We start from the raw sequence: 24,729 nt of genomic DNA, 5'->3' as shown, positions 1-24,729 counted from the left end.
GCGGAACGGACAGTTGGGCCGGGATGAATTTGTCAGGGCCGGATGCAGCGCTGAAGGTAGCGACAGCAAATCCCCCGTACCCACGCTCTGCAGCCTGAACCGAAAACGGGCCGCGCGATTCGATGAAGCACGCCTGCCAGAAATCTTTGCTGACAGGCCCCTGCGCGTCGCTTCGGATGTCGATTGCACGTTTGAGTTGGCCGGTCAGTGGACCGGCGGATCAACGAGGATTGTTCGAAATTCGGCATGCCCTTCCACCGAGGTGGAGTGCATGCAATAGCACCACTAGGAATGTGCCAAATGTTCGACGCCTCCCGGCGTCGAACACGGCGCGTCCGGCGGTGACCGGCGCCGGGTAGACCCGTTGAATCGCCGCACCGTCATGAAAGGATGGACCACTATGACACCAGATCATGAAGCACTCATCATTACCGCCTTCACGATGATCGGCCTCCTGGGCGCATTGACCTTCACCATGGTCTCGCGCTACCGCAAGGCACACAAGCAACATGGGGACCGGGGCACCGAGAAAGCCACCTAGGAATATAGGTGGCGCGGTACCGCACGGTCCGGGCCCATGACGAGCGAAAAGGGTGCACCCGCCATTGGCGCGTGCACCCTTTTTGATGGTCCGGCCCCGTGGCGGACCAGAGGGGAGGGCAGCCGGGCCGGGATGCCCGAACCAACGACCTGGTCGGCGATGACCACGGCCCCGCGGCAGCCCCAACGACCCCCCCTCGTTTTCAGGCGCCCCTTGATCCGGCCAGGGTATCCGGGAGGTCTGCTGCCGGGTGCCAGTCACCGCAAATACGGACCGCCTCACCGAGCCAGCCAACGGTTCGGCGCATCGAAGGCGCAAAGTGGCCCAAATGTGATGCGATCACCGACTAAAGTGGCGCGAATGACACGAGGCAACGTGTGTCACACATCTTCAGGAAGGGCAGCCGTGCACGATCGGATCCAATACCCCAAGTTTCTCGACCTTCGAATGCCGGCCGAACAGGCCGCGGCCTTGGTCAAGCCCGGCATGACGGTGGCCATGAGCGGCTTCACCGGCGCCGGCTACCCGAAAGCCGTCCCGGGAGCGCTCGCCGCCCTCATGGAAAAGGAACAGGCCTCGGGTAATCCGTTCAAGATCAACGTGCTCACCGGGGCCTCGACAGCCCCGGAGCTCGACGGGGTGCTGGCCCGGGCAGGCGGCATGGAGCTGCGCCTGCCCTACATGTCGGATCCGGAGTTGCGCCGGCGCATCAACGACGGCGAGATGGAATACATGGATATCCACCTCTCCCACGTGGCCCAGCACGCCTGGTTTGGCTTCTACGGCAAGATCGACTTGGCGATCATCGAGGTGGTGGGCATCAAGGAGGACGGCAGCCTGATCCCGTCCTCGTCGGTGGGCAACAACAAGACCTGGCTGGACATGGCCGACAAGGTCATCATCGAGGTCAACAGCCAGCAGTCCGCCGCCATGGAGGGCATGCACGACATCTACTACGGCACCGCGCTGCCCCCGCACCGCAAGCCCATCGAGATGACCACCGCCGACCAGCGGATCGGTGAGCCCTACCTGCGCGTGGACCCGGCCAAGATCGTCGCCGTGGTGGAAACCAACGCCCCCGACCGGCTGTCCCCGTTCGCCCCGGTCGATGAAACCAGCACGCAGATCGCCGACCACCTGCTCGATTTCCTTGACCACGAGATCCGTGCGGGACGACTGACGGACAAGCTGCTGCCGTTGCAGTCGGGCGTGGGAAACATCGCCAACGCGGTGCTCGCCGGGCTGGCGCGCGGCGGCTACAAGGGCCTGCAGGCCTACACCGAGGTCATCCAGGACGGCATGCTGTCCCTGCTCAAGGACGGGACCCTGGGCTTCGCCTCGGCAACCTCCTTCTCTCTGTCCTCCGACGGCATCGACGAGTTCAACAGGCACGTGGACTTCTACCGCGAGCGCATCCTGCTGCGCCCGCAGGAAATCTCCAACCACCCCGAGCTAGTGCGCCGGCTGGGCTGCATCGCCCTGAACGGGATGATCGAGGCCGACATTTACGGCAACGTGAACTCCACCAACGTGGTCGGCTCGCACGTCATGAACGGCATCGGCGGCTCGGGCGACTTCGCCCGCAATGGCTACCTCTCGGTGTTCATGTCACCGTCGGTCGCCAAGGGCGGCAAGATCTCCGGCATCGTGCCGATGGCCAGCCACGTGGACCACACTGAGCACGACACCATGATCCTGATTACCGAACAAGGACTGGCCGACCTGCGCGGGCTCTCGCCCAAGCAGCGTGCCCAGGTGGTCATCGACAAGTGCGCGGCACCGGCATACCGCCCGATGCTGCAGGACTACTTCGACCGCGCCAAGGTGGGCAGCTATGGCAAGCACACTCCGCACCTGCTCGGAGAGTCGTTGTCCTGGCACCAGCGCTACATCGACACCGGCGACATGCGTCCGGCAGCGGCGGAAGCATAGGGTCCAGCAACCCAGTGGAGCCCGTTTTGCACACCGTTGGGGCGGGCAAGACGGGCTCCACGTTTTAAGCAGGCACGGCGTTTCCCTGGTCGGGGCCAAAACCAAGCGGCTCTGCCCGGTTCAGGCCTTGGGGAAGCACGGTGTTCGGCTGGGCCGGGACCAGCGGGGTCAAGCCCATGCCGGTGCGGTGCCAGGAGGACTCCGTGGATACCCAGATCGTCATGGGCAATCCGGTGAAGTAACCGGAGTATTCGCGTTCGCGTGCCCATCGGGGCGAGCGCTCGTAGTAGCCCCATGAAGCCTGGTTGCGGTTGTCGATCACGGTGACCGGGGTGCCGCCCATGGACAACGCGTAGGTCAGCCGTGATTCGGCCATGTACTGGCGGATGCCCAGCCTGCGATAGGCGGGGTGCACGAACATGCCACCAAGCTCCATGGGGCGCGGTGCCTGGGTAGGCGCGGTGACGGAATTGTGTACGATTCCCAGGCCAACCCGGATACCCTCGTGCAGCGCGGTGACCACGAACAGGGCATGGTCCATGCGTTCGTGCCAGCGCGCGTCAGGGTTCAGGGCGAGCGCAGAGAGGGCATCGCGTTCGATGCCGGTGGGCGCGGAGTAAGACAGGGAATACTCGATGTTGGGAAGCACTGGGAGCGGTCCTCTAAGCAAAAAGAGAGCGAACGAAAGAAGGGGTTCCCGGAATTACGCCGGGCCGGTTCTTTGGCCGGTAGGGGACCGCTGCCGGCGGTTCCCGGCAGCTTCCTTGTAGGGCCCAGTTTGGGCGTCGAAGAAGTCGACAGTGAAATTATTACCTGCCGAAAGCCATGTTGTAAATACGGCTTGGGGGCGACGCGCCGGTTGCCCCGAAACGTCCGCCGCACGGCGTGGTTTCAAGCGTCGAAAATCACCGCGATTCCGGGGGTTTTGACGGGTTCGCGGAGTTGTTTGTTCGCCAGCATTTCACCTGTGTATTTGATGCCCGGGCGTGGCGCGAAAGCCGAAGGTTTACAGCTGGTGGGGCGAGCAGTTCGCAGGGCGGGGAGCGCCGATGGATTTCGTGTCGATTTGGCGTGCACCGCGGTGCTCGGCTAATCTTGCTAGGTACTCCTTTGGGAGACGCAGCCCGGTTCTTTAGCTCAGTTGGTTAGAGCGCTCGCTTCACACGCGAGAGGTCAGCAGTTCGAGTCTGCTAAGAACCACCAACAGAAAAGAACCCCCGGAAAACCGGGGGTTCTTTTCGTTAAGCGTGGTGCGTGTTTTCGGGGGAAGCCACAGCCCCCTACTTTGCCTCGAGCATCTCCAGGACCAGGGGCTTGACCTTGGTCCCCAGCAATTCAATGCTTCGCATCATGGTCTCGTGCGGCAACGAGCCGGCAGAGTATTTGATGTCGGCACGCGAAAGGCCAAGCCCGCTCGCAAAGCGGACAATCTTCTTGGCCACGGTCTCCGGGCTGCCGGCCAGCAGCGATCCGTCGCGGCCCGCCGAGGCCTCGAAACGCATGCGGCTCGCCGGCGGCCAGCCGCGCTCGGAGCCCAACCGGTCCATGGTGAGCTTGTAGTGCGGCCACAGCTGGTCCAGCGCCTCTTGATCGCTGTCGGCCACCAGCCCGTGGAAGTGCGCGCCGATGCGCTGGGGCTGGTGGCCGAATTCCTCTAGCGATCGCTTGTAGAGCCGGGTCAGCGGTTCGAAGGCCATGGGCTGCCCGCCAATGATCGCCAGGAACAGCGGCAGGCCGTGACGTGCCGCACGGACCACCGATTCGGGGCTGCCGCCCACGCCCACCCAGGCGTCCAGGGTGCCGTTTTCAATGGGCGGGTAGACCGACTGGTTCCGCAGCGCGGAGCGGGTCTGGCCGGACCAGCTGACTGGTTCGCCCTTGCGCAGCTTGGCGAACAGCGCGAGCTTCTCCTCGAAGAGCAGCTCATAGTCGGAAAGCTCGTAACCAAAGAGCGGGAAGGACTCGATGAAGGAGCCGCGCCCCAGGATGACCTCTGCACGTCCGTTGGACAGGCCATCGACGGTTGCAAAGCGTTCGTAGACGCGCACCGGGTCATCCGAGCTCAGCACGGTTACGGCGGATCCCAGCTTGATCCTTTCGGTGACCGAGGCGATGGCGCCCAGGACCACCTCGGGGGCGGAGACCGAGTAGTCGTCGCGGTGGTGTTCGCCCACCCCAAAGAAGTCGAGTCCGGCGGCCTCGGCGGCCTTGGCCTCGGTGACCACGTTGCGCAGGACCTGGGCCGGGTGGAGCGGTTGGCCGTTGGCGTCGTTGGTGATGTCGCCGAACGTCTCGATGCCGATCTCGAATTGCTGTGTATTCGTGGTGGATTCACTCATGATTTCCCGTGTTTCTCCTGCCGTGAGTTATATGCGTTTGCATTCATTGTGGCTCAACTCCGGATTCCGTGCGGATATTCCCGGGGTCCGGCGTCGCACTGTGTCCAATCAGTCAAATGTGAGTTGCGTGGCCAGTGGATCAATGGGACATAAGGCGGCGGTATGGTGGGTGGAGCAAGCGCAAACGACAGGAGGAAGCGTGTCTTCAGGTAAGGGGCCGGACGCCACCGCCCCGGCGTCACCGGGCGAGGATCCCAACCCGCAGGTCTCGAGCATTCGCCGTGTCGAAGCGGGGGAAATGACCCATATCGCCCAGGCCCTGAAGGACGCTGCCGCGCACGCGAAGAACTCCCCGCTGTTCCCCCACCTTGACACGCCGGCAACCGGCAAACCGGCCACCGGCACGCCGGCCGTCGCGCCGACGCCCACGAAGCCTGTCCCCAAACAGGCCGGCAAGCCTTCGGGAAGGCCAGCAGCCAAGCGGGCCGGGGGCGCCAGGCCGCCCAAGGCGCCCAAGCCTGCCAAGCCCACGAAGCGGCCGCGGCCCACCACGCTGGCCCAGGACGCCATTAACGCCAAGACCGGCCAGGTCGGCATCACCTCCACGGGTGCCCCGGCGCTGCCGCCGCGCGCCAACCCTGCAGCCAAGCGCATGATTTCGCGTTTGCTGGCCTCCGACAGCCCTCCCACCCAGGCGTTCAACATCGTCGAGCGGCTCAAGGGAACCCCCTATGCCAACCCGAAGGTCAACGCCGCACAGGACGCCTCGGCGCGTAAGACCCTGGAATTCGCCCTGGACCTTGCTGAAACCATGTTCCGCTACGGTGCCGGCGCCCTGGAAGTGGAAACCAGCGTCATCGCCGTGACCGCGGCCCTCGGGCTCAGCTACACGGACGTCGACATCACCAACCAGTCGATCCACCTGAACTTTTCCCCGCCGGAGGGCGAGTCGTTTTCGATGCTGCGCGTGGTGCGCTCCTGGACCAACAACTTTGCCGGATTGGCGGAGGTGCATCGGCTGGTTTCCGACATCGTCTCCGGCGGCGTGACCCGGCAGCAGTCGGTGGACCGGCTGCGGGAGATCTCGCGCCGGCCCAAGCCCTTCCCGCGCTGGATGATCGGCTCGGCCGCCGGTGCCTTTGCTGCCCTCTTCGTGATCTTCATCGGCGGCTCCCTGCCCGGGGCGATCCTGGCCTTCGTCTCCTCGTTGGCTGTCGGACAGATCATCAAGTATGCGGCACGCTGGCGTGTGCCCGAATTTTTCTCGGTTGCCACCGCCAGCTTTGTCGTCACGGCCATCGCGGTGCTCTTCCACGCCCTGAACGCGCCCATGGACGCGGCGTTGGTGGTCGCCGGCGGCATCCTGCTGTTGTTGCCCTCGGCCAGGTTTGTCTCCGCCCTGCAGGATGCCATCAACGGGTTCCCCGTCACCGCCGCCGGACGGTTCTTCTCTGCCGCACTGACCTATGCCGCGATCCTGACGGGCATCATGACGGCACTGGTCGGCGGCGAGTTACTGGGTGCCCCCGAGCTGGACGTGCGGGTCATCGACACGATTTCCTATCCCGGCTGGTTGCTGGCGGCCTTGGTCGTTGCGGCGGTCATCATGGGCGCGATCACCGAGCAATCAGAACCCAAGCTCCTGCTGCCCACCGGCGGCATCGCCCTGCTCGGCTACCTGATCCTGCTGGGCATCCAGGCCCTGGGCGTGGGGGACCGGGCCGCGCCGGCCGTCGCGGCGACCTTCGTCGGCCTGGCCGGGCGCTGGGTGGCCTACAAGATGGGTGCCCCGCAGCTGGTGCTGGCCGCCCCCGCCATCGTGTTCCTGCTGCCCGGGTTGATGATCTTCCGTTCCATGTACGGAATCGTATTTGAGGTCGAAGACATGAACTCGGCCATCGTGCAGATGTTCACCGCGTTCACCATCATGATGGCGATTGCCGGGGGTGTGGTCTTCGGTGACACCATCGCCCGCCCGCTGATCGGTGCCGAGGTGCTGGCGGAGCGCCGTAACATCCGCCGCCGCTAGCCGCGCGGGACCACCAGGGGCAGTGCCCAGTCGATAGGCGCGCCGCCGGCCTGCACCAACAGCGCGTTTGCCCGGGTGAAGGGCCTGGAGCCGAAAAACCCGTGCCGCGCCGAAAGGGGCGAGGGATGGGCCGAGGCAATAATGGGGATCGAGCCCAGCGCCGGCGCCAGCGCCTGGGCGTCCTTGCCCCACAGGATCGCCACCAGCGGCCCCCCGCGTGCTGCCAGCGCCGCCATGGCGGCATCGGTCACGGACTCCCAGCCAAGCCGTCGGTGCGAACCCGCGGCACCGGCAGCCACCGTCAACACCCGGTTCAACAGCATCACGCCTTGGTCTGCCCAGGCGGAGAGGTCACCGTGTGCCGGGATCGGCAGGCCGGTGTCCTCGTGCAGCTCGAGGTAGATGTTCTTCAGGCTGCGTGGCAACGGTCGCACCTGGGGCAGGGCGGAAAAGCTCAGCCCCATGGAATGGCCGGGCGTGGGGTAGGGGTCCTGACCCATGACCAACACCCGGGCCTCGGCCAACGGGCGGCTGAAGGCGCGCAGGATGTTCGGCGGTGCGGGCAGGATGCGCTCGCCGGAGGTGCGCCTGGCTTCGAGTTCCCTGGCGAGGGACACCAGCTTTCCCTCCACCGGGGCAAGCGCCTCTGCCCAGTCGGCGGCAACGAATCCGCCGTCCACGGCCTCGGCGAGTCCTTGGCCGAAGGGGAAATCAGTGGTGTCGGGTTGCGGCTCGGGGAGCTCGAAGAGCGGCGTCTCATGGGTGTCCATGACATACATTGTGGGCAGATGCCAAGCCGAGAGGGCAAACGGTTTGCGGGGGCAACACGTTAGAATAGTTACGGTTGGGGCAGATTGCCCGGTAGTTCACCGTGAACCGGGAACCGGATAGTTGAGGGAAGTGCAATGTCATCCGAGGCACTTGAGCTCGAGTTTGAGCTTGACGAATCCAGCGGGCTGGACGAGCGTTCCCAGCGGATTCTCGCGCTGGAACGCCAGTGGTGGAAGTACGCCGGGGCCAAGGAACAAGCCATCTCCGAGCTGTTTTCCATCTCGCCAACCAACTACTACCAATTGTTGAACACACTCATCGACACGGACGCAGCGCTGGCCCATGACCCCATGCTGGTCAAGCGATTGCGTAGACTACGAACGACGAGGCATCGCGCTCGGTCGGCGAAACGGCTCGGACCCGAGGCATGATTGCAACGCACGTCTGGCGTTTCGGGGCCCGGCCGCGCTTGTATTCCTGCAGCCGCGCATGCCCACATTGCAAGCCAGATCACCGAGGACGGGCATGACCAACTATCCGCGCGATGAATTTGATCGCGTCCCAGAGTTCAGCAACCGTAGCGGCTCGCACCGCGAAAACGGCTGGGCTGCCGCCGCATCCGTGGGCGGGGCTCGATCCGGCTTGCGTTGGCTGATGGTCTTTGGGGCGATTGCACTGGTGGTGGGACTTTTCTCCTTCATGGTCCTGCCCAAGCTCACGGGCGCCACGACCGACCCGGCACCAGTTGCCGCCAGCTCCTCGGGCACCCAGGACGCCGCGGAATCCTCCGCGTCCACATCGGCTGACGAAGCCAGCGAAACGCCCGTAGAGGGCGAATCGGCGGACGAGGCCAGCGAATCCACGGAACCCAGCTCCTCCACCGAGGCCAGCGAAAGCGGCCTGGCGGAAGGCGCTGACACCGCCATGGCAATGGGCGTCTACAACGGTGCGAAGGTCGGCGGCCTTGCCGGCAAGGCGCGCACGGAGTTGCAGGGTGCCGGGTTCAGCAATGTCGCGGCATCGAACTGGACCAAGAAAGTCAACTATTCCACGGTCTACTACCGCGCCGAGACCCATCGGGCCACCGCGGAGGCCGCGGCCGACGCCTTGGGCATCACCTCGGTCATGCAGAGCGCAAACATCCCGGGCAATATCGCCATCGTGCTGGGAAGCAACTACAACTAGCCGCACTGGCACCGCAATACGCTGACGGCAAAGACCCACAGCTTGCACTCCGAGTGGTTGAGTGCCAAGATTTGTATTAGCACTCGCACGCCCCGACTGCTAATTCGATCGGAGTTTCGAGCGGATACATGCAGCCTTGGGGCGGTGTTTGAGTGAGTCCTTGACCAGGGCAGCGAGAAGCTTTTGCGATCGTCCCATGACATCGTGGATTCTTCGTCCGTCGCGGGCGTTGCCTCAGGTCGTAGATACGCATGAACGTCCCGAAAGGACATAAGCCGCTATGGCCAAAATCATTGCATTTGACGAGGAAGCACGCCGCGGCCTTGAGCGCGGCCTGAACATCCTGGCCGACGCCGTCAAGGTCACCCTTGGCCCGCGTGGTCGCAACGTCGTTCTGGAAAAGAAGTGGGGCGCCCCCACGATCACCAACGACGGTGTCTCCATTGCCAAGGAGATCGAGCTCGAGGATCCGTACGAGAAGATCGGTGCGGAACTCGTCAAGGAAGTTGCCAAGAAGACCGATGACGTCGCAGGCGACGGCACCACCACCGCCACCGTCCTGGCACAGGCACTGGTCAAGGAAGGCCTGCGCAACGTTGCCGCCGGCGCCGACCCGCTGTCCCTGAAGCGCGGCATCGAGAAGGCCGTCGAGGCCGTCACCGTTGAGCTCTTGGCTTCCGCCAAGGAAATCGAAACCAAGGAAGAGATCGCCGCCACCGCATCGATCTCCGCCGGTGACAACGAAATCGGCGCCCTGATCGCCGAGGCACTGGACAAGGTCGGCAAGGAAGGTGTCATCACCGTCGAGGAGTCGAACACCTTCGGCCTCGAGCTTGAGCTCACCGAGGGCATGCGCTTCGACAAGGGCTACATCTCGGCCTACTTCGTCACCGACAACGAGCGCCAGGAAACGGTTCTTGAGGATCCGTACATCCTGATCGTCAACTCGAAGATCACCAACGTCAAGGACATGGTTTCGATCCTTGAGAAGGTCATGCAGTCGAACAAGCCGCTGCTGATCATCGCCGAGGACATCGAGGGCGAAGCCCTTGCCACCCTGATCGTGAACAAGATCCGTGGCCTGTTCAAGTCCGTCGCCGTCAAGGCACCGGGCTTCGGCGACCGCCGCAAGGCCATGCTGGCCGACATCGCCATCCTCACCGGTGGCCAGGTCATCTCCGAGGAAATCGGCCTGAAGCTCGAAAACGCCTCCATCGACCTGCTGGGCTCCGCCCGCAAGGTCGTTGTCACCAAGGACGAGACCACCATCGTCGAGGGTGCAGGCGACGCCGAGGAGATCGCCGGTCGCGTGAACCAGATTCGCGCCGAGATCGAGAACTCCGATTCGGACTACGACCGCGAGAAGCTGCAGGAGCGCCTGGCCAAGCTGGCCGGCGGCGTTGCAGTCATCAAGGCCGGTGCCGCTACCGAGGTTGAGCTCAAGGAACGCAAGCACCGCATCGAAGATGCAGTGCGCAACGCCAAGGCCGCCGTCGAAGAAGGCATCGTCGCCGGTGGCGGCGTGGCCCTCATCCAGGCCGGCGCTGCTGCATTCGCCAAGCTGCAGCTGACGGGCGACGAGGCAACCGGTGCGAACATCGTGCGCGTTGCCATTGAAGCTCCGCTGAAGCAGATCGCCTTCAACGCCGGCATGGAGCCGGGCGTTGTCGCCGACAAGGTCAAGGGCCTGCCCGCAGGTCACGGCCTGAACGCAGCCACCGGCGTCTACGAGGACCTCCTCGCCGCCGGCGTGAACGACCCGGTAAAGGTCACGCGCTCTGCCCTGCAGAACGCCGCCTCCATTGCCGGTCTGTTCCTGACCACCGAGGCCGTTGTCGCCGACAAGCCGGTTCCGGCCGGCGCAGCAGCACCGGGTGGCGACGACATGGGTGGCATGGGCGGCATGGGCGGATTCTAATCCCCCCTGCTTCACCACGCCCCGCGCGTTAGCAGTACCTGGCACTAAACCGTGAGCCGCTTTCCCACGGTGTACCGTTTCCCCCTCGGGGAGGACGGGACACCGTATGGAAGGCGGCTCACGGCGTTAACGGGTTCCTGGCGCCCGGACCGCCATGACTATTACGCATTCAGGCATCGGGGGGATCGCTTGCGGCGGACTAGCATGGGGCCATGCCCCACATCGAAGTGCCGCTGGTCGGCGGGAACGCCGCCGGTGAGGTGGTGCGCATCGGTTCCACAGTGCGCAAGCCCTGGCTTGAAAGCACGCCATCGGTTCACAGGTTCATGGCCCATCTCCGTGAGCATGGGCTGTCCGAGGTCCCACGGCCATTGGGCCGGGATAGGCAAGGCCGGCAAATCACGGAATTTGTTTCCGGTGCCCCAGCGCCCCACGACCGGCCCCTGCCGCAGAAACCCCTGGGAGAAGTAGGGGACCTGATACGCCGGATCCATGACGCCTCCGCAAGCTTCAAGCGATCCACTGACGACTGCTGGTCCACCCTGATCCAGGCTCCCCATGCGGACCTGATCTGCCACAACGACCTGGCACCATGGAACCTGGTTGGCCGGGACCGCCCGGCCTTCATCGACTGGGACGGTGCGGGGCCAAGCACGCGTCTCTGGGATCTGGCCTATGCTGCCCAGTCGCTTGCCTTTCTCGTCTCCGGTGAGGATCCGGGCCAGGCCGCGGCGCGGTTGCGGACGTTGGTCGTTGACGGCTACCGGGCCGACGCCGATCTGCGCGCCAAGCTGCCGGCGGCCATGGGCGAACGCACCGAAGCCATGTACGGCTTTCTTCGCGACGCCCATCTCAAGGACGTCCAGCCGTGGGGCGGGATGTTCGCCAACGGGCATGGCCGGCATTGGGCGGATGCCGCCAGATTCGTGAGGAAACACGAAGCGCTCTGGGCGTCAGCCCTTGCTCTTTAGGGCCAGGCAGCCGAAGCCTATGGGGCGAGGGCTTCCAGGTCCTTGAGCTCAGCCATGAGGTTGGCCCGAGCGGCTTCTTCCCACAACGCCCGGCCCCTGTCACTCGAGTAGAGCGAGCCGCCGGCCAGCAATGCGCGCAGGATCGCTGATCGCCCGCGGGCAAAATCGGCGTCAGGCACGTGGGCATACTCGCGGCGCACGGCCACGGTGTATCGCCGGTAGGCGCCGGCCGGACGGGCCAGGACCTCCAGGTCCGCGTCGCAGAGCAGGGCACCGGCGACATCGCCGGGTGCGGGCTTGTGCGTCTTGGTCAGCAGGACCAGGCGCACGACCTCGTCCACCACGGATGAGCCGATGCCTTGGTCCGGTAAGCGTGCCGCGGCCAGCGCGGCAGATTCATCTTCATCGGTGGCCGTGCCGCGGTACACCGCGTCGTGGAACCAGGCCGCCAGGTGCACCGGCAGGTGTGACTGCGAGGAGGCAGTCCCGCCCGTGAGGGCGTCCAGGGCCGTCAGGACCGCCAGCAGGTGCGCCCTGTCGTGGTAGACGCGCTGCTCCTGGCTCCAACACCCCAGCAGTTCGCGGCCCAGCTCCGGGGCGCCGAGCCCCAGGGCGTCCCAGCGCGCGAGCAGCACGGCGTCGAGTCGTTCGGGCCGTTCCTTGGCCCGCACGCGCAACCCCGAGGCTATGAGCCGCCGCACCAGCTCGGTGGCCCGGAGCGGGACGGCACCGGCCGCGACCAGGTCGTCGTAGCGCTTTTGCGGGACGTCATAGTGGTCGCGGTCGAAGGCGCGCTCGGGCAGGCCCTGTTCCCTGGCAAATTCGTGCAATTCGTCCAGCGACGCATCGGAGACCAGGTGCGAAAAGAGCGTTCCGTGGGCCGGCCAGAACGGGGGATCAATGAGGATGGACACGTCCCCAGACTAATACGCGCGAACACCCCGTCCCGGCAAGAGGCCTTGGAAAGGTCAGTACGTGAACAGGGACGCGTTGGCGGCTTCCGCCTCGTCGTATTGCACCGAGGCCCGGTTCAACGCGGTGCCGATGGAGGAGAGGGATTCCTCGACGCGTGCCTGGGTGTTGCGCCAGTCGGCCACCACGGACTGGAAATTGGTCGAGGCCGCTCCCTGCCAGGTGCCCTGGAGGTCCTGCAGCGAGGAGGTCAGCGAGTTCACCTCGGCCCGCACGCGCTCGATGGTGGCATGCAGGCTCATGGACCGGGCCTGCATTTCGTTGGTGTTGGCGGCAAAGGTGCTCATGATTGGCTTCACTCCCGTGCAATGGCTGTTTGGCGCCGGGCCTTGGGACGCAATGGCAATGGCGCAAGCGGCCCGGCGGGAGACGCGCGATGGATGGATGCACGCCTCCGAGTTCAGGCTAGGGCACCCGTCCCGCCGCGACCCGGGGGCCGCGACGGGGTGTGGACAACTCCACGGCCGATGGGTCAGTCGTCGTCCTCATCCTCGGCCGGGTCGTCCTCGGGCTTGACGTAGGGCAGGTGGATCGACATGGTGGCCCCGCCGCCGGGGGTCTCGCTGAGCCGAATGGAGCCGTCATGCTGCGCGGCAATCGCCGCGACAATGGCCAACCCCAGCCCGGTGCCGCCGGTCTCGCGCTGGCGCGAGGAATCGGCGCGGTAGAACCGCTCAAACACCCGTCCCGCGTCGTCATCGGAGATGCCCGGGCCATGGTCGCGGATTTCCAGCACCGCATCGGACCTTCCGTCGATGACCGGCTTGACGCCCACGGCGATCTCGATGTCGCTGCCCTCGGGGGTGTAGCGCAGCGCGTTGGTCATCAGGTTGGCCACGACCTGCCGCAGCCGGGCCTCGTCCCCGGAAGTGGGTGCGGGTTGCGGGGCCCCGCCGTCCAGGCCGATCAGGCGCACCTTGCGGTCCACGGCATTGACCCGGGTGTCCTCGGCGGCGTCACCGGCCAGCAGGAGCAAATCGATGGGCTTGCGGTCCAGCGGGCGCTGCTCGTCGAGCCGCGCCAGGGTCAGCAGGTCCTCGACGAGCTGGGCCATGCGCTTGGACTCGGCCTCGATGCGCCCCATGGCGGTGCGCAGCATTTCCGGGTCGTTGAGCCCGCCCTGCCGGTAGAACTCGGAGTAGCCCTGGATGGTCACCAACGGGGTGCGCAGTTCGTGGGAGGCGTCCTGGACGAATCTTCGCATCTTGCGTTCGGAAGCCGCACGCCCGCGGAAGGCGTGTTCGATGTGCGCCAGCATGGCGTTCAGCGAGCGCGAGAGCCGCCCGACCTCGGTCTCCGGAGGGTAGTCCTCCACGCGGCGGGACAGGTCCCCGGCGGCGATGGCCGCCGCCGTTCGTTCAACGCGCAGCAACGGCAGCAGGGCCCGGGTGGTGATCCCGTAGGCGATCATCGACATCAGCAGCGTGGCCAGCATGCCGGTGGACATCACCAGCATCGTGGCCTTGGTGACGGTGTCCTGCACCGAGGTCATCGGCAGGGCGTAGATGAGGTCGTAGTCGGTGCGCGGTAGGTCCACGATGCGCACCCGCCACCCGGCGGAGCCCAGGTTGCTGCCGGGCACCGAGAGCGAGGCTGCGGGGTCCTCCCGCAAGCGCTCGATGACCTGCGCATCGACAGCCGGGGCATCCAGCGGATTGTTGTCCGGCGCGGCACGGCGCGGCATGGTGTAGAGAACCTCGGCCGACTCGTTGCGCAGATCCCCGTAGAAACGGGCGAGCCCGTTGGACTTGGGGTTGATATTGGCAATGCCCGCATAGTCATTGAGCATGGTGGCGGTGATCGTCGCGCTGTTGGACCTCAGGTCCGTGTCCAGCTGTGCGGTGAGCATCAGCCGCAGCGACTGGGCAGAGCCGACGGCCGTGACCACGATCCCCAGGATCATCAGGGAGCTCATGAGCGCCACGAGCTTGGTCCGCAACGACACCTGTCGCCAGAATCTGCGGGCACTTTCCACGTGTGGGAACCGGCCTTTCGTCTTAGCGGCGGTCGGCGGTGCGCATGAGGTAGCCGACGCCGCGCTTGGTCTGGATCAGCGAGGGCCATTCGGCGCGGGAATCGATCTTGCGGCGCAGATAGGAAATGTAGGACTCCACGATGGAAGCGTCCCCGTTGAAGTCGTATTCCCATACGTGGTCAAGGATCTGTGCCTTGGACAGCACCCGGTTGGGATTCATCATCAGGTAGCGCAACAGCTTGAATTCGGTGGGCGAAAGCTCGATGACCTCGCCGGAGCGGCGGACCTCGTGCGCGTCGTCATCCAGCTCGAGGTCATCCACCCGGATGATCGCGCTGTCTTCCTCGGCCGGCTGGGTACGCCGGAGCACGGCACGGATGCGGGCGACCACCTCGTCGAGGCTGAAGGGCTTGGTGACGTAGTCGTCCCCGCCGACGGTCAACCCGGTGACCTTGTCCTCGGTGTCGTCGCGTGCGGTGAGGAAGAGGACCGGGAAGTGCTTGCCCGCGGCGCGCAGCCTCCGGGTGATGGTGAATCCGTCCATGTCCGGGAGCATCACGTCGAGCACCGCCAGATCGGGGGTGTCGGCCTCCACGGCTGCCAGGGCCTCGCGGCCGTTCGCCGCGGCAACCACCTCGAAGCCCGCAAAACGCAGGGAGGTGGAAAGCAATTCGCGGATGTTTGGTTCGTCGTCGACGACCAGGAGCTTCGCTTCGGGGGTTTTGGCATTCATGGGTACCAGTCTGCAACCGCTATCTGTAAGAACGCTGTGTGTTTGGTGTGCGGGCAAGGGTGCCCCGCCCAATGATCACCCCCAAGATGCCCGGAGCCGGCAGGGCACTTGGGCGGGTATCGGGCGACGTGGGCTAGTGAGAGCGGCGGCGCTCGCGGAAGTTCAGCGCCAGGATCACGATGAGCAGGATGAACGCCAGCGGCAATCCATAGAGCGCCACGGCCAGCAGCACCGGGGCCGGGGAAAGCTGCATCGCGTATTGGATGAGGATCACGGCCAGCGCGGCGAGTGAGGCGATGGCTACGCCACCGGCAAGAAAGGTCAGGATGCGCAGGGATGTTGGGGCAGCGGCGGAGGTGTTCACCCCTTAAAACTACCGTGCACCGGCGAAACGGCCATCATGGAGGCCTTGGCCCGTGGGTGGGAAGGGGCAAGCCGCTGATGTCGTACCCTAGAAGATATAGACTTCCCCGGACGCATGAGCCCGCCCGCAAGCCCCCCATAGGGGGACGGGCTGCGTGGTTTCGCGCCGGGACATCGCCAGAAATGGGAACGCGGAACCTGAATGGCCCGCCGCCGTTGCCCCATTGAGACGCAAGAACGAGGTAGTTAGACGTGCCAACCGGCAAAGTGAAGTGGTACGAGCCCTCCAAGGGGTTCGGGTTCCTGGTGACCGACGAGGGCCAGGAAGTGTACTTGAATGCCTCGGCGCTGCCCGTGGGCACGACCGAGCTGCGACCGGGTACCCGCATGGAATTCGGCGTTGCCGAAGGCCGCAAGGGTGCCCAGGCCCTGAGCGTTCGCATCATCGACGACGCACCCTCGGTGGCCCGCGCCAAGCGCAAGCCGGCCGAGGACACCGCGGTGCTGATCGAGGACCTCATCAAGGTGCTCGATTCGGTCTCCAACGGACTGCGCAGGGGCCGTTACCCCGAAAAAGCCCAGGGTGCCAAGGTCGCAGCAGTGCTGCGCGCCGTAGCCGACGATTTGGATGCCTGAACCCATGTCCCGCAAAGTAATGCTCGATACGACACTGGCCAAGGCCGTGGACCATGCGCGCAAGGCGCTGCTGGAAATCACCGACGAGGCAACGATCGGTGAATACCAGGAAGCCGTGAACGACGGCGAACGCCTGGTGACTCACCGCTTCGACGTGTTGCTCCCCGGCTACGAGGGCTGGAGCTGGTTTGCCACGCTGACCCGCATCCCGCGTGCCCAGGCCAAGGACCTCACGGTGTGCGAGGTCGGGATCCTGCCCGGCGAGGACGCACTGCTGGCCCCGGCCTGGGTGCCGTGGGCCGAGCGAGTTCGACCGGAGGAAATGGACGCCGAGCGCCAGGCCGCCGAGGACGCCGCCGCGGTTGCGGACGGCGTCGCCGAAGCCTCGGCTCCGGAGGGCTCGGACGATTCCGCCCCCTCAGGCACGGAGGAAGAATCCGCGGAAACCGAGACCGAATCCGCGGCTGCGACGGACGAAGTCGCCTCCGATGAAGACGACTCGGACGAAGACGCCAAATAGCTGAATAGGCAACCAGGGGACTTGTCCCCTGAAGTGAACAAGGGAGCGGGTAGCGATCTTCGGATCGCTGCCCGCTCCCTTGCCGTCGGGCGGCAGGCATCGGCTTAAGAAAAGCGGGCGCCGCCGACCCGCGGGATCAACCGTGGGTGGGCGCCGCCCGATTCGTACGCGGAAGAAGCTAGCTGTTCTTCAGTACGTATTCGATGCACTTGAGCAGGGACGAAACGTCCTCGGGCTCAATGGCGACGAAGGTCGCCACGCGCAGCTGGTTGCGGCCGAGCTTGCGGTACGGCTCTACATCGACCACGCCGTTGGCGCGCAGGGTCTTGGCCACCGCAGCGGCATCGATCGAATCGTCGAAGTCGATCGTGGCAATGACGTTGGAGCGTTCCCCCGGGGCGGCGACGTACGGGGTCGCCACATCGGAAGCCTCGGCCCAGTCGTAGATGCGGGAGGCCGAGTCCGCGGTGCGGGCCGCGGCGAACGCCAGGCCGCCGTTGGCGTTGAGCCACTGCACTTGGGCGTTGAGCGTGACCAGGGTGGACAGGGCCGGGGTGTTGTACGTCTGGTTCAGGCGCGAGTTGTCGATCGCCGTCTTCAGGTTCAGGAAGTCCGGGATCCAACGGCCGGAGGCGGCAATTTCCTCGGCGCGGGCGATGGCCGCGGGGGAGAAGAGCGCAATCCACAAGCCGCCATCGGAGGCGAAGTTCTTCTGCGGGGCGAAGTAGTACACATCTGCCTGCGAGACATCGACGTCCAGTCCGCCGGCTGCGGAGGTCGCGTCGATGAGGACAAGCGATCCTTCGTCGGCGCCTTCAACACGGTGAACCGGTGCAGCGACGCCCGTGGAGGTCTCGTTTTGGGGCCAGGCGTATACATCCACCCCTGCCTCGGCCACGGGAACAGGCCGGGTGCCGGGTTCGGAGACGATGATGGAGGACGGCTCAAGGAACGGTGCCTTGTTGGTGGCGGCGGCGAACTTCGAGCCGAACTCGCCGAAGGAGAGGTGCTGGGCCTTGTGGCGTACCAGGCCGAATGCGGCAATGTCCCAGAAAGCGGTGGATCCGCCCACGCCCAGGACCACTTCGTAGTCGGCCGGGGCGTTGAAGAACGTCTTGAGGCCTTCCTGGATGTCACGGACCAGGTTCTTCACCGGGGCCTGGCGGTGCGAGGTCCCCAGGAGTTGCGTGCCGGCATCGATGAGGGCCTGGATCTGTTCGGGGCGGACCTTGGAAGGTCCTGCGCCGAATCGTCCGTCCACGGGCAAAAGGTCTTGGGGGATGGTCACGCCGGTGCTCATGTTGCTCCTCATAAGGGGGGTTATCCGCTATGGGCACTTCCGATGCGGCAATCCGATGCGCATTGAGGGTGCCCAGTGGTTCAATAATCGCGCACTGGGCGGCCCATTGTGTAATAGCGAGTCGCCAATGTGAACGCGGGTAGAGTGGATCGCGTAGTGATCTCTTGTAACAATCAACCCCTGCGGGAGCTGCAAACGTGTCAGATTTGATCGATACCACCGAAATGTACCTGCGCACCATCCTGGAACTCCAGGAAGAGGGCATCATTGCCCTGCGCGCGCGCATTGCCGAGCGACTGGGGCACTCCGGACCCACGGTTTCACAGACGGTGGCCCGCATGGAGCGCGATGGACTGGTCGTGGTGACCACCGACCGCCACCTCGAACTGACCTCACATGGCGCAGAAGTTGCAACGGGCGTGATGCGCAAGCACCGTCTGGCCGAACGCCTGCTCGCCGACGTCATTGGCTTGGAGTGGGAGTACGTCCATGAAGAGGCCTGCCGTTGGGAGCACGTGATGAGCGAGCGCGTGGAGCAGCGCCTGTTCAAGTTGCTCGGTTCGCCAGAGTCCTCCCCCTATGGAAATCCGATCCCCGGGCTCGAGACCCTGGGAGGGCCAGAACTGGGCGAAATCTCCATACGTGTCCAAAGTCTCGATTCGGCCCTGGTCGACGGGAATCTGGGCCCGGTCCGCGTCGAGCGACTGGCCGAAACCATCCAGGTGGAACCCGAGCTGCTGGTGCAGCTCGATGAGGGCGGCATCCGCCCAGGCGCCCTAGTTACGCTCGAAAGGGCCGGCGATTACGTCGTCGTTCGGGTGCAGGGGATCGAGGGCGCGCTGGAGCTTCCGACGGAAGTCAGCGCCCACGTGTTTGTCCGCCGCATGGATTGATAACGGAATTGTAACTTTGACATTAATCCCGGTAGTGTTTCACGTTGGGTTGCACCTAGGCAATCTAGTCCCGATCCGGTTCGCATAACCCTACCGGCGGATTGCGGAGCAAGAATTCCCGGTAGGGGCGGAGGACCCATTCAGCCGTTCCTGGTCTTGGACCACGGATCTTGGGGTGAAGCTGAGTCCACTATGTAGGCTCTGCCGAGTTGATCTCATGACTCGAATCCGACAGCTAACTTCGCAGGCGATACATGAGAGGTTGACATTTGACTCAGCAGCACACTTCCGGGCGCCGCCGTGCTTCCGGACCCGTTGATGCTTCGCCTGCTGAAGGTTCACTAGAGCAGATCGTGGACACCGCACTGAGTGGTGAAAGCACTTCCCGACGTTCCGGTCGACGCGCCCTGAGCGCGGTCCCTGATTCCGTCGAGGCCCCTGACAACACGCAGTACACCGGCCGCCGCTTCGTAGCAGGCCTGCGCTATGGCGTATCCCCGGACGCGGACGCAATTGCCGCCACCGAAATTCCCGTCGCCCTGGCTGCGCCGGCAGCACCCGTTGCCGCACCGGCCGAGGTCGACGAACTGGACAATGTCCTGAAGTTCGCCCCCCGGGCCCAGCGCCCCCGCCTTGGCTTCACGCACAAGCTTGCGGCAGTCGCCGCCGTTTCCGGTCTGGCGTTCGCCGCAGCCTCTCCCGCAAAGGAAGCCGAGACGGCAGCCGCGGGATCCGAGCGCGTCGCCCAGTCCGTCGTGGTCGACGTCAAGGCCCCGGTCAACGACGAGGTCAAGATCGAGCGCGCCTCGCTGACCAGCGAGTTCACCGAGGAAGACAAGCTGGCAACGGTCTTGACCGCAGCCGGCGGAGACGTCACCAAGCTGGCTGCCGAAGGAGTCTTGGCCCAGCCGGTGGACAGCATCCGGTTGACCTCGCGCTTCGGCCACCGCAAGAATCCGACCGGTCCGGGGTTCATGAACCACAATGGCCTGGACTACGCAGTTCCCATGGGCACACCGATCAAGGCAAGCGCCGCCGGCACCGTCGTGCAGGCCGCCTGGGCCGGCCACTCGGGCTTCCGTGTGGAGATCGACCACGGCAACGGACTGCACACCAGCTACAACCACAATTCGGCACTGAAGGTTTCAGTGGGCCAGAAGGTCAAGCGCGGCGAAGTCGTCTCCTTGAGTGGCAGCACGGGCAACTCAACCGGCCCCCACCTGCACCTCGAGGTCATCGTCAACGGCAAGTGGGTAAACCCCGAGGCCTGGTTATAACGGCAATTGTCACCGTTCCGTGATCAGAACGTGACTTTTGGATTCGCTTCATATATTCTAAATAAGTGACCAGGGATCATCCCTGTTCACCGCCGCGGGAAGTGCCGAGCACTGCCAGCCCACGGTGTCCGTTCAATTACTCGTTTGGCAGTGGCGGGGGACCCACATTCGGTTTCCACACAGGAAGCCTTGGGGTTAAGTGGTTCGGCCTGGCGGCCGGATTGCCGAGTGACTCCCACTCGAACCCGACAGCTCACCTCGCAGGCATCAGGAGAGGCATTACTACGTGACTACACGTCAAGCATTGGGCCGCCACCGCGCGACCCCGGTTCGGACCAACCCACTCGAATCCATCTCGAAGGCAGTTGCCTCGAACGCTGGTTCGGTTGGACGCCAGGCAGCAGTCATTGCAGCCGCATCAGGCCTCGTGCTCACTTTGGGCGTTCCGGCCCAGGGTGATGTTTCCCGCGAAGCAAGCGCGGTTCCCGTTGAAGGCCTCTCCGCAGAGCGCGTAGCCGTCAAGGCCGTTTCGGTCGCGGCTTCCAAGGCCAAGGACCTGAGCATCGAACGCGCAGCGTTCACCTCCAAGCCGGCACCCGCCCCGGTTGTCGTCGCCGTTTCCAACGAGGTTTCCGAGCGCTCCAACGACACCGCTCCGGTGACCCGTTCCAGCAGCAACTCGGACGCCATGGCGCCGGTGACCCGCTCGAACCGCGACTCCACCCCGAAGGCCCCCGAGGCCCCCAAGGTGAAGAGCGAGTCGATGAACACCGCCAACCTGTCCGGCATCGCGGCAACCGCGGCCAAGTACGTCGGCGTTCCGTATGTATGGGGCGGCAACACCCCCTCGGGCTGGGACTGCTCGGGCTTCGTCAAGTACGTCTACGCACAGCACGGCATCAACATCGCCCGCGGCACCTCGGCTATCCGCGCTTCGGGCCAGTTCGTGCGCACCAGCTCCCCGAAGCCGGGCGACCTCGTGTTCCAGAACGGTGGCGGACACGTCGGCATCTACCTCGGCGGCGGCAAGATGATCGGTGCCCAGAACCCGACTGTCGACACCATTCTTCACGACGTTTCCCGCAACCCGCTCTACGGTTACTACACCCTCAAGGGCTAAGCGCCAAGCGTTCCAAGGCCTCCGTTCGATCCATGTGGATCGAACGGAGGCCTTGCTGGTTAATGCGGACTTTTGCATGGAAGCCTCCCCGGGCTTGGTATGTGGACATTGGCGTGGGTATGCCGTTTTCAAGCACCGACGAGGCCGTGAGCTGGAGTGAAGGCTCACGAACCGACGGCGCGGTGGACGCAGTCGCCCTGCGTGCGGACGGGAAGCAAATCCATGTCTCCAGTTCGGCCGGCATCGAGCATTCGGGCGACGCAGCAGGCATTTGAACCCTCGCCTTGTTCCCGGCCGGTAACGGTGGTGCGCCCGGGGGACGGGAACACCGTGCGGAGCCCTGCCTGCCAGGTGTTCGAGGGGTGTACTGCAGGGAAAATTATGGTGGCAATTTCAACTGGTTTTCCACAAATACACGCAAAACCGCTGTTTCTTGTCTTAGGCTAGGTCACAGGAGCCAAAGCCGAGTGCCGCGTGCGCCACCGTGAGGGACTTCCGTCGTGGACGGGTCCCTCGCGTTGCGCCGGGTCAGGATCTAAGGATGCGCGTATGCGAACCCTAGTACTGAATGCAGGATTTGAACCGCTGGCGGTCATCACCTTCCGCCGGGCACTTCTCCTTGTCCTCACCGGGAAGGCCACCGTCCTTGCCGATGACGACCGTGACCCGATCGTCGGGGTCAACCAGGTGATGCCCCGGCCGACGGTGATCCTGCTGAATCGGTACATCCGACTTCCCTACCGCAACACCGTCAATGTCTCGCGCCGCGGGGTGCTGCGCCGCGACGGGCACCGCTGCGGATACTGCGGACGCAGCGCCAACACGATCGACCACATCGTGCCGCGCAGCCGCGGCGGGGAGGATTCGTGGGAGAATCTAGTAGCGGCATGCCAAGGCTGCAACAGCGCCAAGGGGGACCGGACGCTTGCACAGCTTGGCTGGAAGCTGCGGTTCGCCCCGAGCCGACCGCGTGGCGCCCAGTGGTTCATCACCGAGCTTGAGCGCCCCGCAGAGGCCTGGAGTCCCTTCTTACGGAGTGCAGCATGAAATTCGATGCGATTATTGTGGCCGGTGGCCGTGGATCCCGCCTGGGCGGCGTCAGCAAGCCCCTACTTGAACACGGAGGGGAAACGCTGCTGGAGCATTCCCTGAACGCCGTCCGGGACGCGCAGGCCATCGCCGTGGTCGGCACCCATGCCCTGGCCGAAGCCGTCACCCGGTACATGGATACCGCGCCCGATTTCCAGCGCGTGGTCATCACCCGCGAATACCCCAGCTTTTCCGGTCCAGCGGCAGCGGTCGCCGCCGGACGGGCGGCCCTGGACGACGGTCCCGACGACGAGAGCGCCCAACGCCAGAACCAGGCCTCAGAACTGACCGTGGTGCTGGCTTCGGACTTCCTGGATCCGGGTCCTGTCGTGGACGCCCTGCTGGCGGCCACAGGGAAGCCCGCCGAAGGGGTCGAGGCGTGGGTACCTCAGGATGCCTCGGGCGTGCTGCAGACACTCTCCTGTGCCATCCTCACGTCCTCCTTGCGACAGGCCATCGACCAGGCCACCGAACCCCGCGGAAGTCTCGAAAATGCGTCAATGATGCGTCTGCTTGCTACAGTGCAGATGGAACGCCTGAAGCTCCCGGACGCGGACTTCAGCGACATCGATACGCCCGGGGATGCCGGGCGCCACGGGATAGCGGTGGCCAACGGCCACTGACAAGGAGAACGCACCATGCCTGCAGCCGAGCTCGAGGAATGGGTCAAGGAACTGCTGGCGGCCTTTGACCTCGCCGACACCAGGATCGACATCGACCAGGTTCTTTCGCTTGCAGGGGTGGCCGCGCACACCATTGTCCGTCCGGCGGCACCGCTGACCACCTACCTGGCAGGCTACGCGGCTGGCCTGGCCGTCGGCAGCTCCCGGTCGGGCGAACTGGACGCCATGGACGCGGCCGACGGATTGGCCCGCGCGGTCCTTGCAGCACGCACCGATTCCCCTGACAACGCCTAGCACGGGCGCCATGGAAGACCACCAGTGGGAGGCTGCGCGCGCCGATGCCCATGCGCTGGGCTCCAGGATTGCCGGCATTCGCGAAACCGTTCCCCTTCACCTGGCCGGCGGGCGCATCCTGGCCGCCGATCTGACGGCCGCCTACCCGATGCCGCATTGGGCCACCTCGGCCATGGACGGATACGCCGTCAACGGCACCGGGCCGTGGAAACTGCTCAGGGCGCACGCAGCCAACCCCGCTGCGGCGGACCGCGTGGTGCTCGCCGACGGCGAAGCCAGCGCCGTGGTCACCGGGTCCCTGATTCCCGAGGGCGCCACGGCCATCCTGCGTGTCGAGCACTCGACGCTCCAGGGAAGCCTGCTCTCCAGCGAGCGGACATTGCGCGCTGGGGACGACATCCGGCCCTCCGGCACCGAGGCCTCCGCCGGGGATTTGCTGGCCGCCGCGGGTACGCTGCTGCGGGCCGGTGTGATCGCCACGGCAGCAGTGGCGGGACACGACGAACTCCCGGTCGCTGCCGTCCCGCCCGTGCACCTGGTGTTCACCGGGGATGAGGTCATCACCTCAGGTCACCCGACACCTGGCCAGGTCCGAGACGGTTTTTCCCCGGTGCTGCCCCTGGTCGTAGCGGCCCTCGGCGGCACGGTTGCCAGCAGTACCCGCATCGGAGACACCCTTGCTGCCACCATCGCGGCCATCGACGGTGAAGACGCCAGGGCGGCTGCCCTGGTGGTGACCACCGGCGGCACCGGATTCTCCGACCGCGACTTCGTGCGCGCCGCGGTCAGCGCCATCGGGGGGCGGGAAGCCATCTCCTCCGTGGCCATGCGCCCGGGCCACCCGTCAATGGTCGCGGTGCTTCCCGACAACCGCCTGTTGGTGGCCCTGCCCGGGAACCCGTTGGCCGCGCTGATGGCCGTTGCAACGCTCGTCGACCCGATCCTGCGCGGGGCAAACGGCAGCGCATTGGCCGAACTCCACGCGGCAACCTCGGCCACGGACTTCTCCAAGCTACCGGGCAGGACCCGTCTGATCCCGGCCCGTTGGGTCCCGGCCGTCGGCGGTGCCGGCCCCGATGCACTGGCACCGGCCGAACATGTGGCACCTGCCATGCTGCGCGGACTGGCCGCTGCCGACGCCATCCTGGTGGTGGGTCCCGACGGCGCCACATCCGGCGACCCGGTGCCGTATCTTCGGCTACCTTGGTAGGTGTGCGGTCGCCGCACCGCGCGAGCTGCGGAACGTGG

At 65.3% G+C, this 24,729-nt stretch carries 26 protein-coding genes, 1 tRNA gene and 2 riboswitches; of the genes, 18 read left to right on the top strand and 9 right to left on the bottom strand.

The features are described from left to right. Positions 1 to 400: 400 nt before the first annotated feature. Positions 401 to 541: a hypothetical protein gene (locus tag ACIPUB_RS10860; protein ID WP_407607386.1), complete on the top strand. Its 141-nt coding sequence runs from the start codon at positions 401 to 403 to the stop codon at positions 539 to 541. Between the two features lie 360 nt (positions 542 to 901). Next, positions 902 to 2,473, top strand: a complete 1,572-nt coding sequence (locus ACIPUB_RS10855) for an acetyl-CoA hydrolase/transferase family protein (protein WP_407607385.1) — start codon at positions 902 to 904, stop codon at positions 2,471 to 2,473. Positions 2,474 to 2,537: 64 nt separating this feature from the next. Here the strand turns inward: ACIPUB_RS10855 and ACIPUB_RS10850 are convergent, their stop codons facing one another. Next, positions 2,538 to 3,122: a GNAT family N-acetyltransferase gene (locus ACIPUB_RS10850; protein ID WP_407607384.1), complete on the bottom strand. Its 585-nt coding sequence runs from the start codon at positions 3,120 to 3,122 to the stop codon at positions 2,538 to 2,540. Between the two features lie 477 nt (positions 3,123 to 3,599). On the opposite strand from ACIPUB_RS10850, the gene ACIPUB_RS10845 reads away from it, so the two are divergent. Next, a tRNA-Val gene (locus ACIPUB_RS10845) sits at positions 3,600 to 3,676 on the top strand. 77 nt (positions 3,677 to 3,753) lie between these two features. Here ACIPUB_RS10845 and ACIPUB_RS10840 read toward each other — a convergent pair. Beyond that, positions 3,754 to 4,812, bottom strand: a complete 1,059-nt coding sequence (locus ACIPUB_RS10840; RefSeq protein ID WP_407607383.1) for an LLM class flavin-dependent oxidoreductase — start codon at positions 4,810 to 4,812, stop codon at positions 3,754 to 3,756. A 199-nt stretch (positions 4,813 to 5,011) separates the two neighbouring features. Between ACIPUB_RS10840 and ACIPUB_RS10835 the strand changes: the two genes are divergently transcribed. After that, positions 5,012 to 6,841 (top strand): threonine/serine exporter family protein, encoded by a 1,830-nt coding sequence (locus ACIPUB_RS10835; RefSeq protein WP_407607382.1) that lies wholly within the window; start codon positions 5,012 to 5,014, stop codon positions 6,839 to 6,841. Here the strand turns inward: ACIPUB_RS10835 and ACIPUB_RS10830 are convergent. Next, positions 6,838 to 7,611, bottom strand: coding sequence for a uracil-DNA glycosylase (locus ACIPUB_RS10830; protein WP_407607381.1), 774 nt, complete (start codon positions 7,609 to 7,611; stop codon positions 6,838 to 6,840). The genes ACIPUB_RS10835 and ACIPUB_RS10830 overlap by 4 nt on opposite strands. A gap of 135 nt (positions 7,612 to 7,746) precedes the next feature. On the opposite strand from ACIPUB_RS10830, the gene ACIPUB_RS10825 reads away from it, so the two are divergent. The 4 genes from ACIPUB_RS10825 to ACIPUB_RS10810 all read left to right on the top strand — a co-directional run bounded on the left by ACIPUB_RS10825 (position 7,747) and on the right by ACIPUB_RS10810 (position 11,686). Beyond that, positions 7,747 to 8,043, top strand: a complete 297-nt coding sequence (locus ACIPUB_RS10825; RefSeq protein ID WP_264268539.1) for a DUF3263 domain-containing protein — start codon at positions 7,747 to 7,749, stop codon at positions 8,041 to 8,043. Between the two features lie 94 nt (positions 8,044 to 8,137). Next, on the top strand, positions 8,138 to 8,797 hold the full coding sequence (locus ACIPUB_RS10820; protein WP_407607380.1) for a LytR C-terminal domain-containing protein: 660 nt from the start codon (positions 8,138 to 8,140) through the stop codon (positions 8,795 to 8,797). Between the two features lie 280 nt (positions 8,798 to 9,077). Further along, positions 9,078 to 10,715, top strand: a complete 1,638-nt coding sequence (gene groL / locus ACIPUB_RS10815) for a chaperonin GroEL (protein ID WP_407607379.1) — start codon at positions 9,078 to 9,080, stop codon at positions 10,713 to 10,715. Positions 10,716 to 10,927: 212 nt separating this feature from the next. Next, positions 10,928 to 11,686, top strand: a complete 759-nt coding sequence (locus tag ACIPUB_RS10810) for a phosphotransferase (protein WP_407607378.1) — start codon at positions 10,928 to 10,930, stop codon at positions 11,684 to 11,686. 17 nt (positions 11,687 to 11,703) lie between these two features. Here ACIPUB_RS10810 and ACIPUB_RS10805 read toward each other — a convergent pair whose 3' ends face one another. The 5 genes from ACIPUB_RS10805 to ACIPUB_RS10785 all read right to left on the bottom strand — a co-directional run bounded on the left by ACIPUB_RS10805 (position 11,704) and on the right by ACIPUB_RS10785 (position 15,730). Then, on the bottom strand, positions 11,704 to 12,600 hold the full coding sequence (locus ACIPUB_RS10805; protein WP_407607377.1) for a DUF4031 domain-containing protein: 897 nt from the start codon (positions 12,598 to 12,600) through the stop codon (positions 11,704 to 11,706). Between the two features lie 54 nt (positions 12,601 to 12,654). Further along, on the bottom strand, positions 12,655 to 12,945 hold the full coding sequence (locus ACIPUB_RS10800; protein ID WP_407607376.1) for a WXG100 family type VII secretion target: 291 nt from the start codon (positions 12,943 to 12,945) through the stop codon (positions 12,655 to 12,657). A 185-nt stretch (positions 12,946 to 13,130) separates the two neighbouring features. Then, entirely contained in the window at positions 13,131 to 14,603 is a 1,473-nt protein-coding gene (locus ACIPUB_RS10795; protein WP_407607375.1) for an ATP-binding protein, read from the bottom strand. Positions 14,604 to 14,655: 52 nt separating this feature from the next. After that, positions 14,656 to 15,366: a response regulator transcription factor gene (locus tag ACIPUB_RS10790; RefSeq protein WP_217388348.1), complete on the bottom strand. Its 711-nt coding sequence runs from the start codon at positions 15,364 to 15,366 to the stop codon at positions 14,656 to 14,658. A 133-nt stretch (positions 15,367 to 15,499) separates the two neighbouring features. Beyond that, the gene (locus ACIPUB_RS10785; protein ID WP_407607374.1) at positions 15,500 to 15,730 is read right to left on the bottom strand and encodes a hypothetical protein; all 231 of its coding nucleotides are present in this window, start codon (positions 15,728 to 15,730) and stop codon (positions 15,500 to 15,502) included. Positions 15,731 to 15,981: 251 nt separating this feature from the next. Here ACIPUB_RS10785 and ACIPUB_RS10780 point away from each other — a divergent pair, with 251 nt between their 5' ends. Both ACIPUB_RS10780 and ACIPUB_RS10775 read left to right on the top strand, forming a co-directional pair. Beyond that, on the top strand, positions 15,982 to 16,365 hold the full coding sequence (locus ACIPUB_RS10780) for a cold-shock protein (RefSeq protein ID WP_264268532.1): 384 nt from the start codon (positions 15,982 to 15,984) through the stop codon (positions 16,363 to 16,365). 4 nt (positions 16,366 to 16,369) lie between these two features. After that, positions 16,370 to 16,885 (top strand): DUF3027 domain-containing protein, encoded by a 516-nt coding sequence (locus ACIPUB_RS10775; protein WP_407607373.1) that lies wholly within the window; start codon positions 16,370 to 16,372, stop codon positions 16,883 to 16,885. Between the two features lie 178 nt (positions 16,886 to 17,063). Here ACIPUB_RS10775 and serC read toward each other — a convergent pair whose 3' ends face one another. Further along, the gene (gene serC, locus ACIPUB_RS10770; RefSeq protein ID WP_407607372.1) at positions 17,064 to 18,185 is read right to left on the bottom strand and encodes a phosphoserine transaminase; all 1,122 of its coding nucleotides are present in this window, start codon (positions 18,183 to 18,185) and stop codon (positions 17,064 to 17,066) included. Between the two features lie 197 nt (positions 18,186 to 18,382). On the opposite strand from serC, the gene ACIPUB_RS10765 reads away from it, so the two are divergent. The 8 genes from ACIPUB_RS10765 (at position 18,383) to ACIPUB_RS10730 (ending at position 24,691) form a co-directional block, all read left to right on the top strand. Then, positions 18,383 to 19,078 carry a metal-dependent transcriptional regulator gene (locus ACIPUB_RS10765; RefSeq protein WP_407607371.1) on the top strand — a complete coding sequence of 232 codons (696 nt, stop codon included), beginning with the start codon at positions 18,383 to 18,385 and terminating at the stop codon, positions 19,076 to 19,078. 85 nt (positions 19,079 to 19,163) lie between these two features. Then, positions 19,164 to 19,344: riboswitch (cyclic di-AMP (ydaO/yuaA leader) on the top strand. A gap of 87 nt (positions 19,345 to 19,431) precedes the next feature. Beyond that, entirely contained in the window at positions 19,432 to 20,355 is a 924-nt protein-coding gene (locus ACIPUB_RS10760) for a M23 family metallopeptidase (RefSeq protein ID WP_407607370.1), read from the top strand. A 127-nt stretch (positions 20,356 to 20,482) separates the two neighbouring features. Beyond that, a riboswitch (cyclic di-AMP (ydaO/yuaA leader) is annotated at positions 20,483 to 20,636 on the top strand. Between the two features lie 5 nt (positions 20,637 to 20,641). Further along, on the top strand, positions 20,642 to 21,475 hold the full coding sequence (locus tag ACIPUB_RS10755) for a C40 family peptidase (RefSeq protein ID WP_407607369.1): 834 nt from the start codon (positions 20,642 to 20,644) through the stop codon (positions 21,473 to 21,475). A 119-nt stretch (positions 21,476 to 21,594) separates the two neighbouring features. Beyond that, positions 21,595 to 21,750 (top strand): hypothetical protein, encoded by a 156-nt coding sequence (locus tag ACIPUB_RS10750; RefSeq protein ID WP_407607368.1) that lies wholly within the window; start codon positions 21,595 to 21,597, stop codon positions 21,748 to 21,750. A gap of 274 nt (positions 21,751 to 22,024) precedes the next feature. After that, positions 22,025 to 22,522, top strand: a complete 498-nt coding sequence (locus ACIPUB_RS10745) for an HNH endonuclease (protein WP_264268526.1) — start codon at positions 22,025 to 22,027, stop codon at positions 22,520 to 22,522. Further along, the gene (locus ACIPUB_RS10740) at positions 22,519 to 23,187 is read left to right on the top strand and encodes a molybdenum cofactor guanylyltransferase (protein WP_407607367.1); all 669 of its coding nucleotides are present in this window, start codon (positions 22,519 to 22,521) and stop codon (positions 23,185 to 23,187) included. The genes ACIPUB_RS10745 and ACIPUB_RS10740 overlap by 4 nt, the downstream gene beginning before the upstream one ends. Before the next feature lie 15 nt (positions 23,188 to 23,202). Beyond that, on the top strand, positions 23,203 to 23,481 hold the full coding sequence (locus ACIPUB_RS10735; RefSeq protein ID WP_407607366.1) for a DUF6457 domain-containing protein: 279 nt from the start codon (positions 23,203 to 23,205) through the stop codon (positions 23,479 to 23,481). Between the two features lie 10 nt (positions 23,482 to 23,491). Further along, on the top strand, positions 23,492 to 24,691 hold the full coding sequence (locus ACIPUB_RS10730; protein WP_407607365.1) for a molybdopterin molybdotransferase MoeA: 1,200 nt from the start codon (positions 23,492 to 23,494) through the stop codon (positions 24,689 to 24,691). Positions 24,692 to 24,729: the final 38 nt, after the last annotated feature.

This window comes from Paeniglutamicibacter sp. ORCA_105 (genome assembly GCF_045798545.1).
In the GTDB taxonomy this organism is placed as follows: domain Bacteria; phylum Actinomycetota; class Actinomycetes; order Actinomycetales; family Micrococcaceae; genus Paeniglutamicibacter; species Paeniglutamicibacter sulfureus.
Note: the sequence above shows the minus strand (reverse complement) of the source record. Positions and strands in the feature narration are given on the sequence as shown.

What these genes read in the sequence shown, in the direction of transcription:
- ACIPUB_RS10860 (WP_407607386.1), top strand. Translation starts at nt 401, where the DNA reads ATGACACCAGATCATGAAGCACTCATCATTACCGCCTTCACGATGATC.
- ACIPUB_RS10855 (WP_407607385.1), top strand. Translation starts at nt 902, where the DNA reads ATGACACGAGGCAACGTGTGTCACACATCTTCAGGAAGGGCAGCCGTG.
- ACIPUB_RS10840 (WP_407607383.1), bottom strand. Translation starts at nt 4,812, where the DNA reads ATGAGTGAATCCACCACGAATACACAGCAATTCGAGATCGGCATCGAG.
- ACIPUB_RS10830 (WP_407607381.1), bottom strand. Translation starts at nt 7,611, where the DNA reads ATGGACACCCATGAGACGCCGCTCTTCGAGCTCCCCGAGCCGCAACCC.
- ACIPUB_RS10825 (WP_264268539.1), top strand. Translation starts at nt 7,747, where the DNA reads ATGTCATCCGAGGCACTTGAGCTCGAGTTTGAGCTTGACGAATCCAGC.
- ACIPUB_RS10820 (WP_407607380.1), top strand. Translation starts at nt 8,138, where the DNA reads ATGACCAACTATCCGCGCGATGAATTTGATCGCGTCCCAGAGTTCAGC.
- groL (WP_407607379.1), top strand. Translation starts at nt 9,078, where the DNA reads ATGGCCAAAATCATTGCATTTGACGAGGAAGCACGCCGCGGCCTTGAG.
- ACIPUB_RS10810 (WP_407607378.1), top strand. Translation starts at nt 10,928, where the DNA reads ATGCCCCACATCGAAGTGCCGCTGGTCGGCGGGAACGCCGCCGGTGAG.
- ACIPUB_RS10800 (WP_407607376.1), bottom strand. Translation starts at nt 12,945, where the DNA reads ATGAGCACCTTTGCCGCCAACACCAACGAAATGCAGGCCCGGTCCATG.
- ACIPUB_RS10790 (WP_217388348.1), bottom strand. Translation starts at nt 15,366, where the DNA reads ATGAATGCCAAAACCCCCGAAGCGAAGCTCCTGGTCGTCGACGACGAA.
- ACIPUB_RS10775 (WP_407607373.1), top strand. Translation starts at nt 16,370, where the DNA reads ATGTCCCGCAAAGTAATGCTCGATACGACACTGGCCAAGGCCGTGGAC.
- serC (WP_407607372.1), bottom strand. Translation starts at nt 18,185, where the DNA reads ATGAGCACCGGCGTGACCATCCCCCAAGACCTTTTGCCCGTGGACGGA.
- ACIPUB_RS10750 (WP_407607368.1), top strand. Translation starts at nt 21,595, where the DNA reads ATGCCGTTTTCAAGCACCGACGAGGCCGTGAGCTGGAGTGAAGGCTCA.
- ACIPUB_RS10745 (WP_264268526.1), top strand. Translation starts at nt 22,025, where the DNA reads ATGCGAACCCTAGTACTGAATGCAGGATTTGAACCGCTGGCGGTCATC.
- ACIPUB_RS10740 (WP_407607367.1), top strand. Translation starts at nt 22,519, where the DNA reads ATGAAATTCGATGCGATTATTGTGGCCGGTGGCCGTGGATCCCGCCTG.
- ACIPUB_RS10735 (WP_407607366.1), top strand. Translation starts at nt 23,203, where the DNA reads ATGCCTGCAGCCGAGCTCGAGGAATGGGTCAAGGAACTGCTGGCGGCC.
- ACIPUB_RS10730 (WP_407607365.1), top strand. Translation starts at nt 23,492, where the DNA reads ATGGAAGACCACCAGTGGGAGGCTGCGCGCGCCGATGCCCATGCGCTG.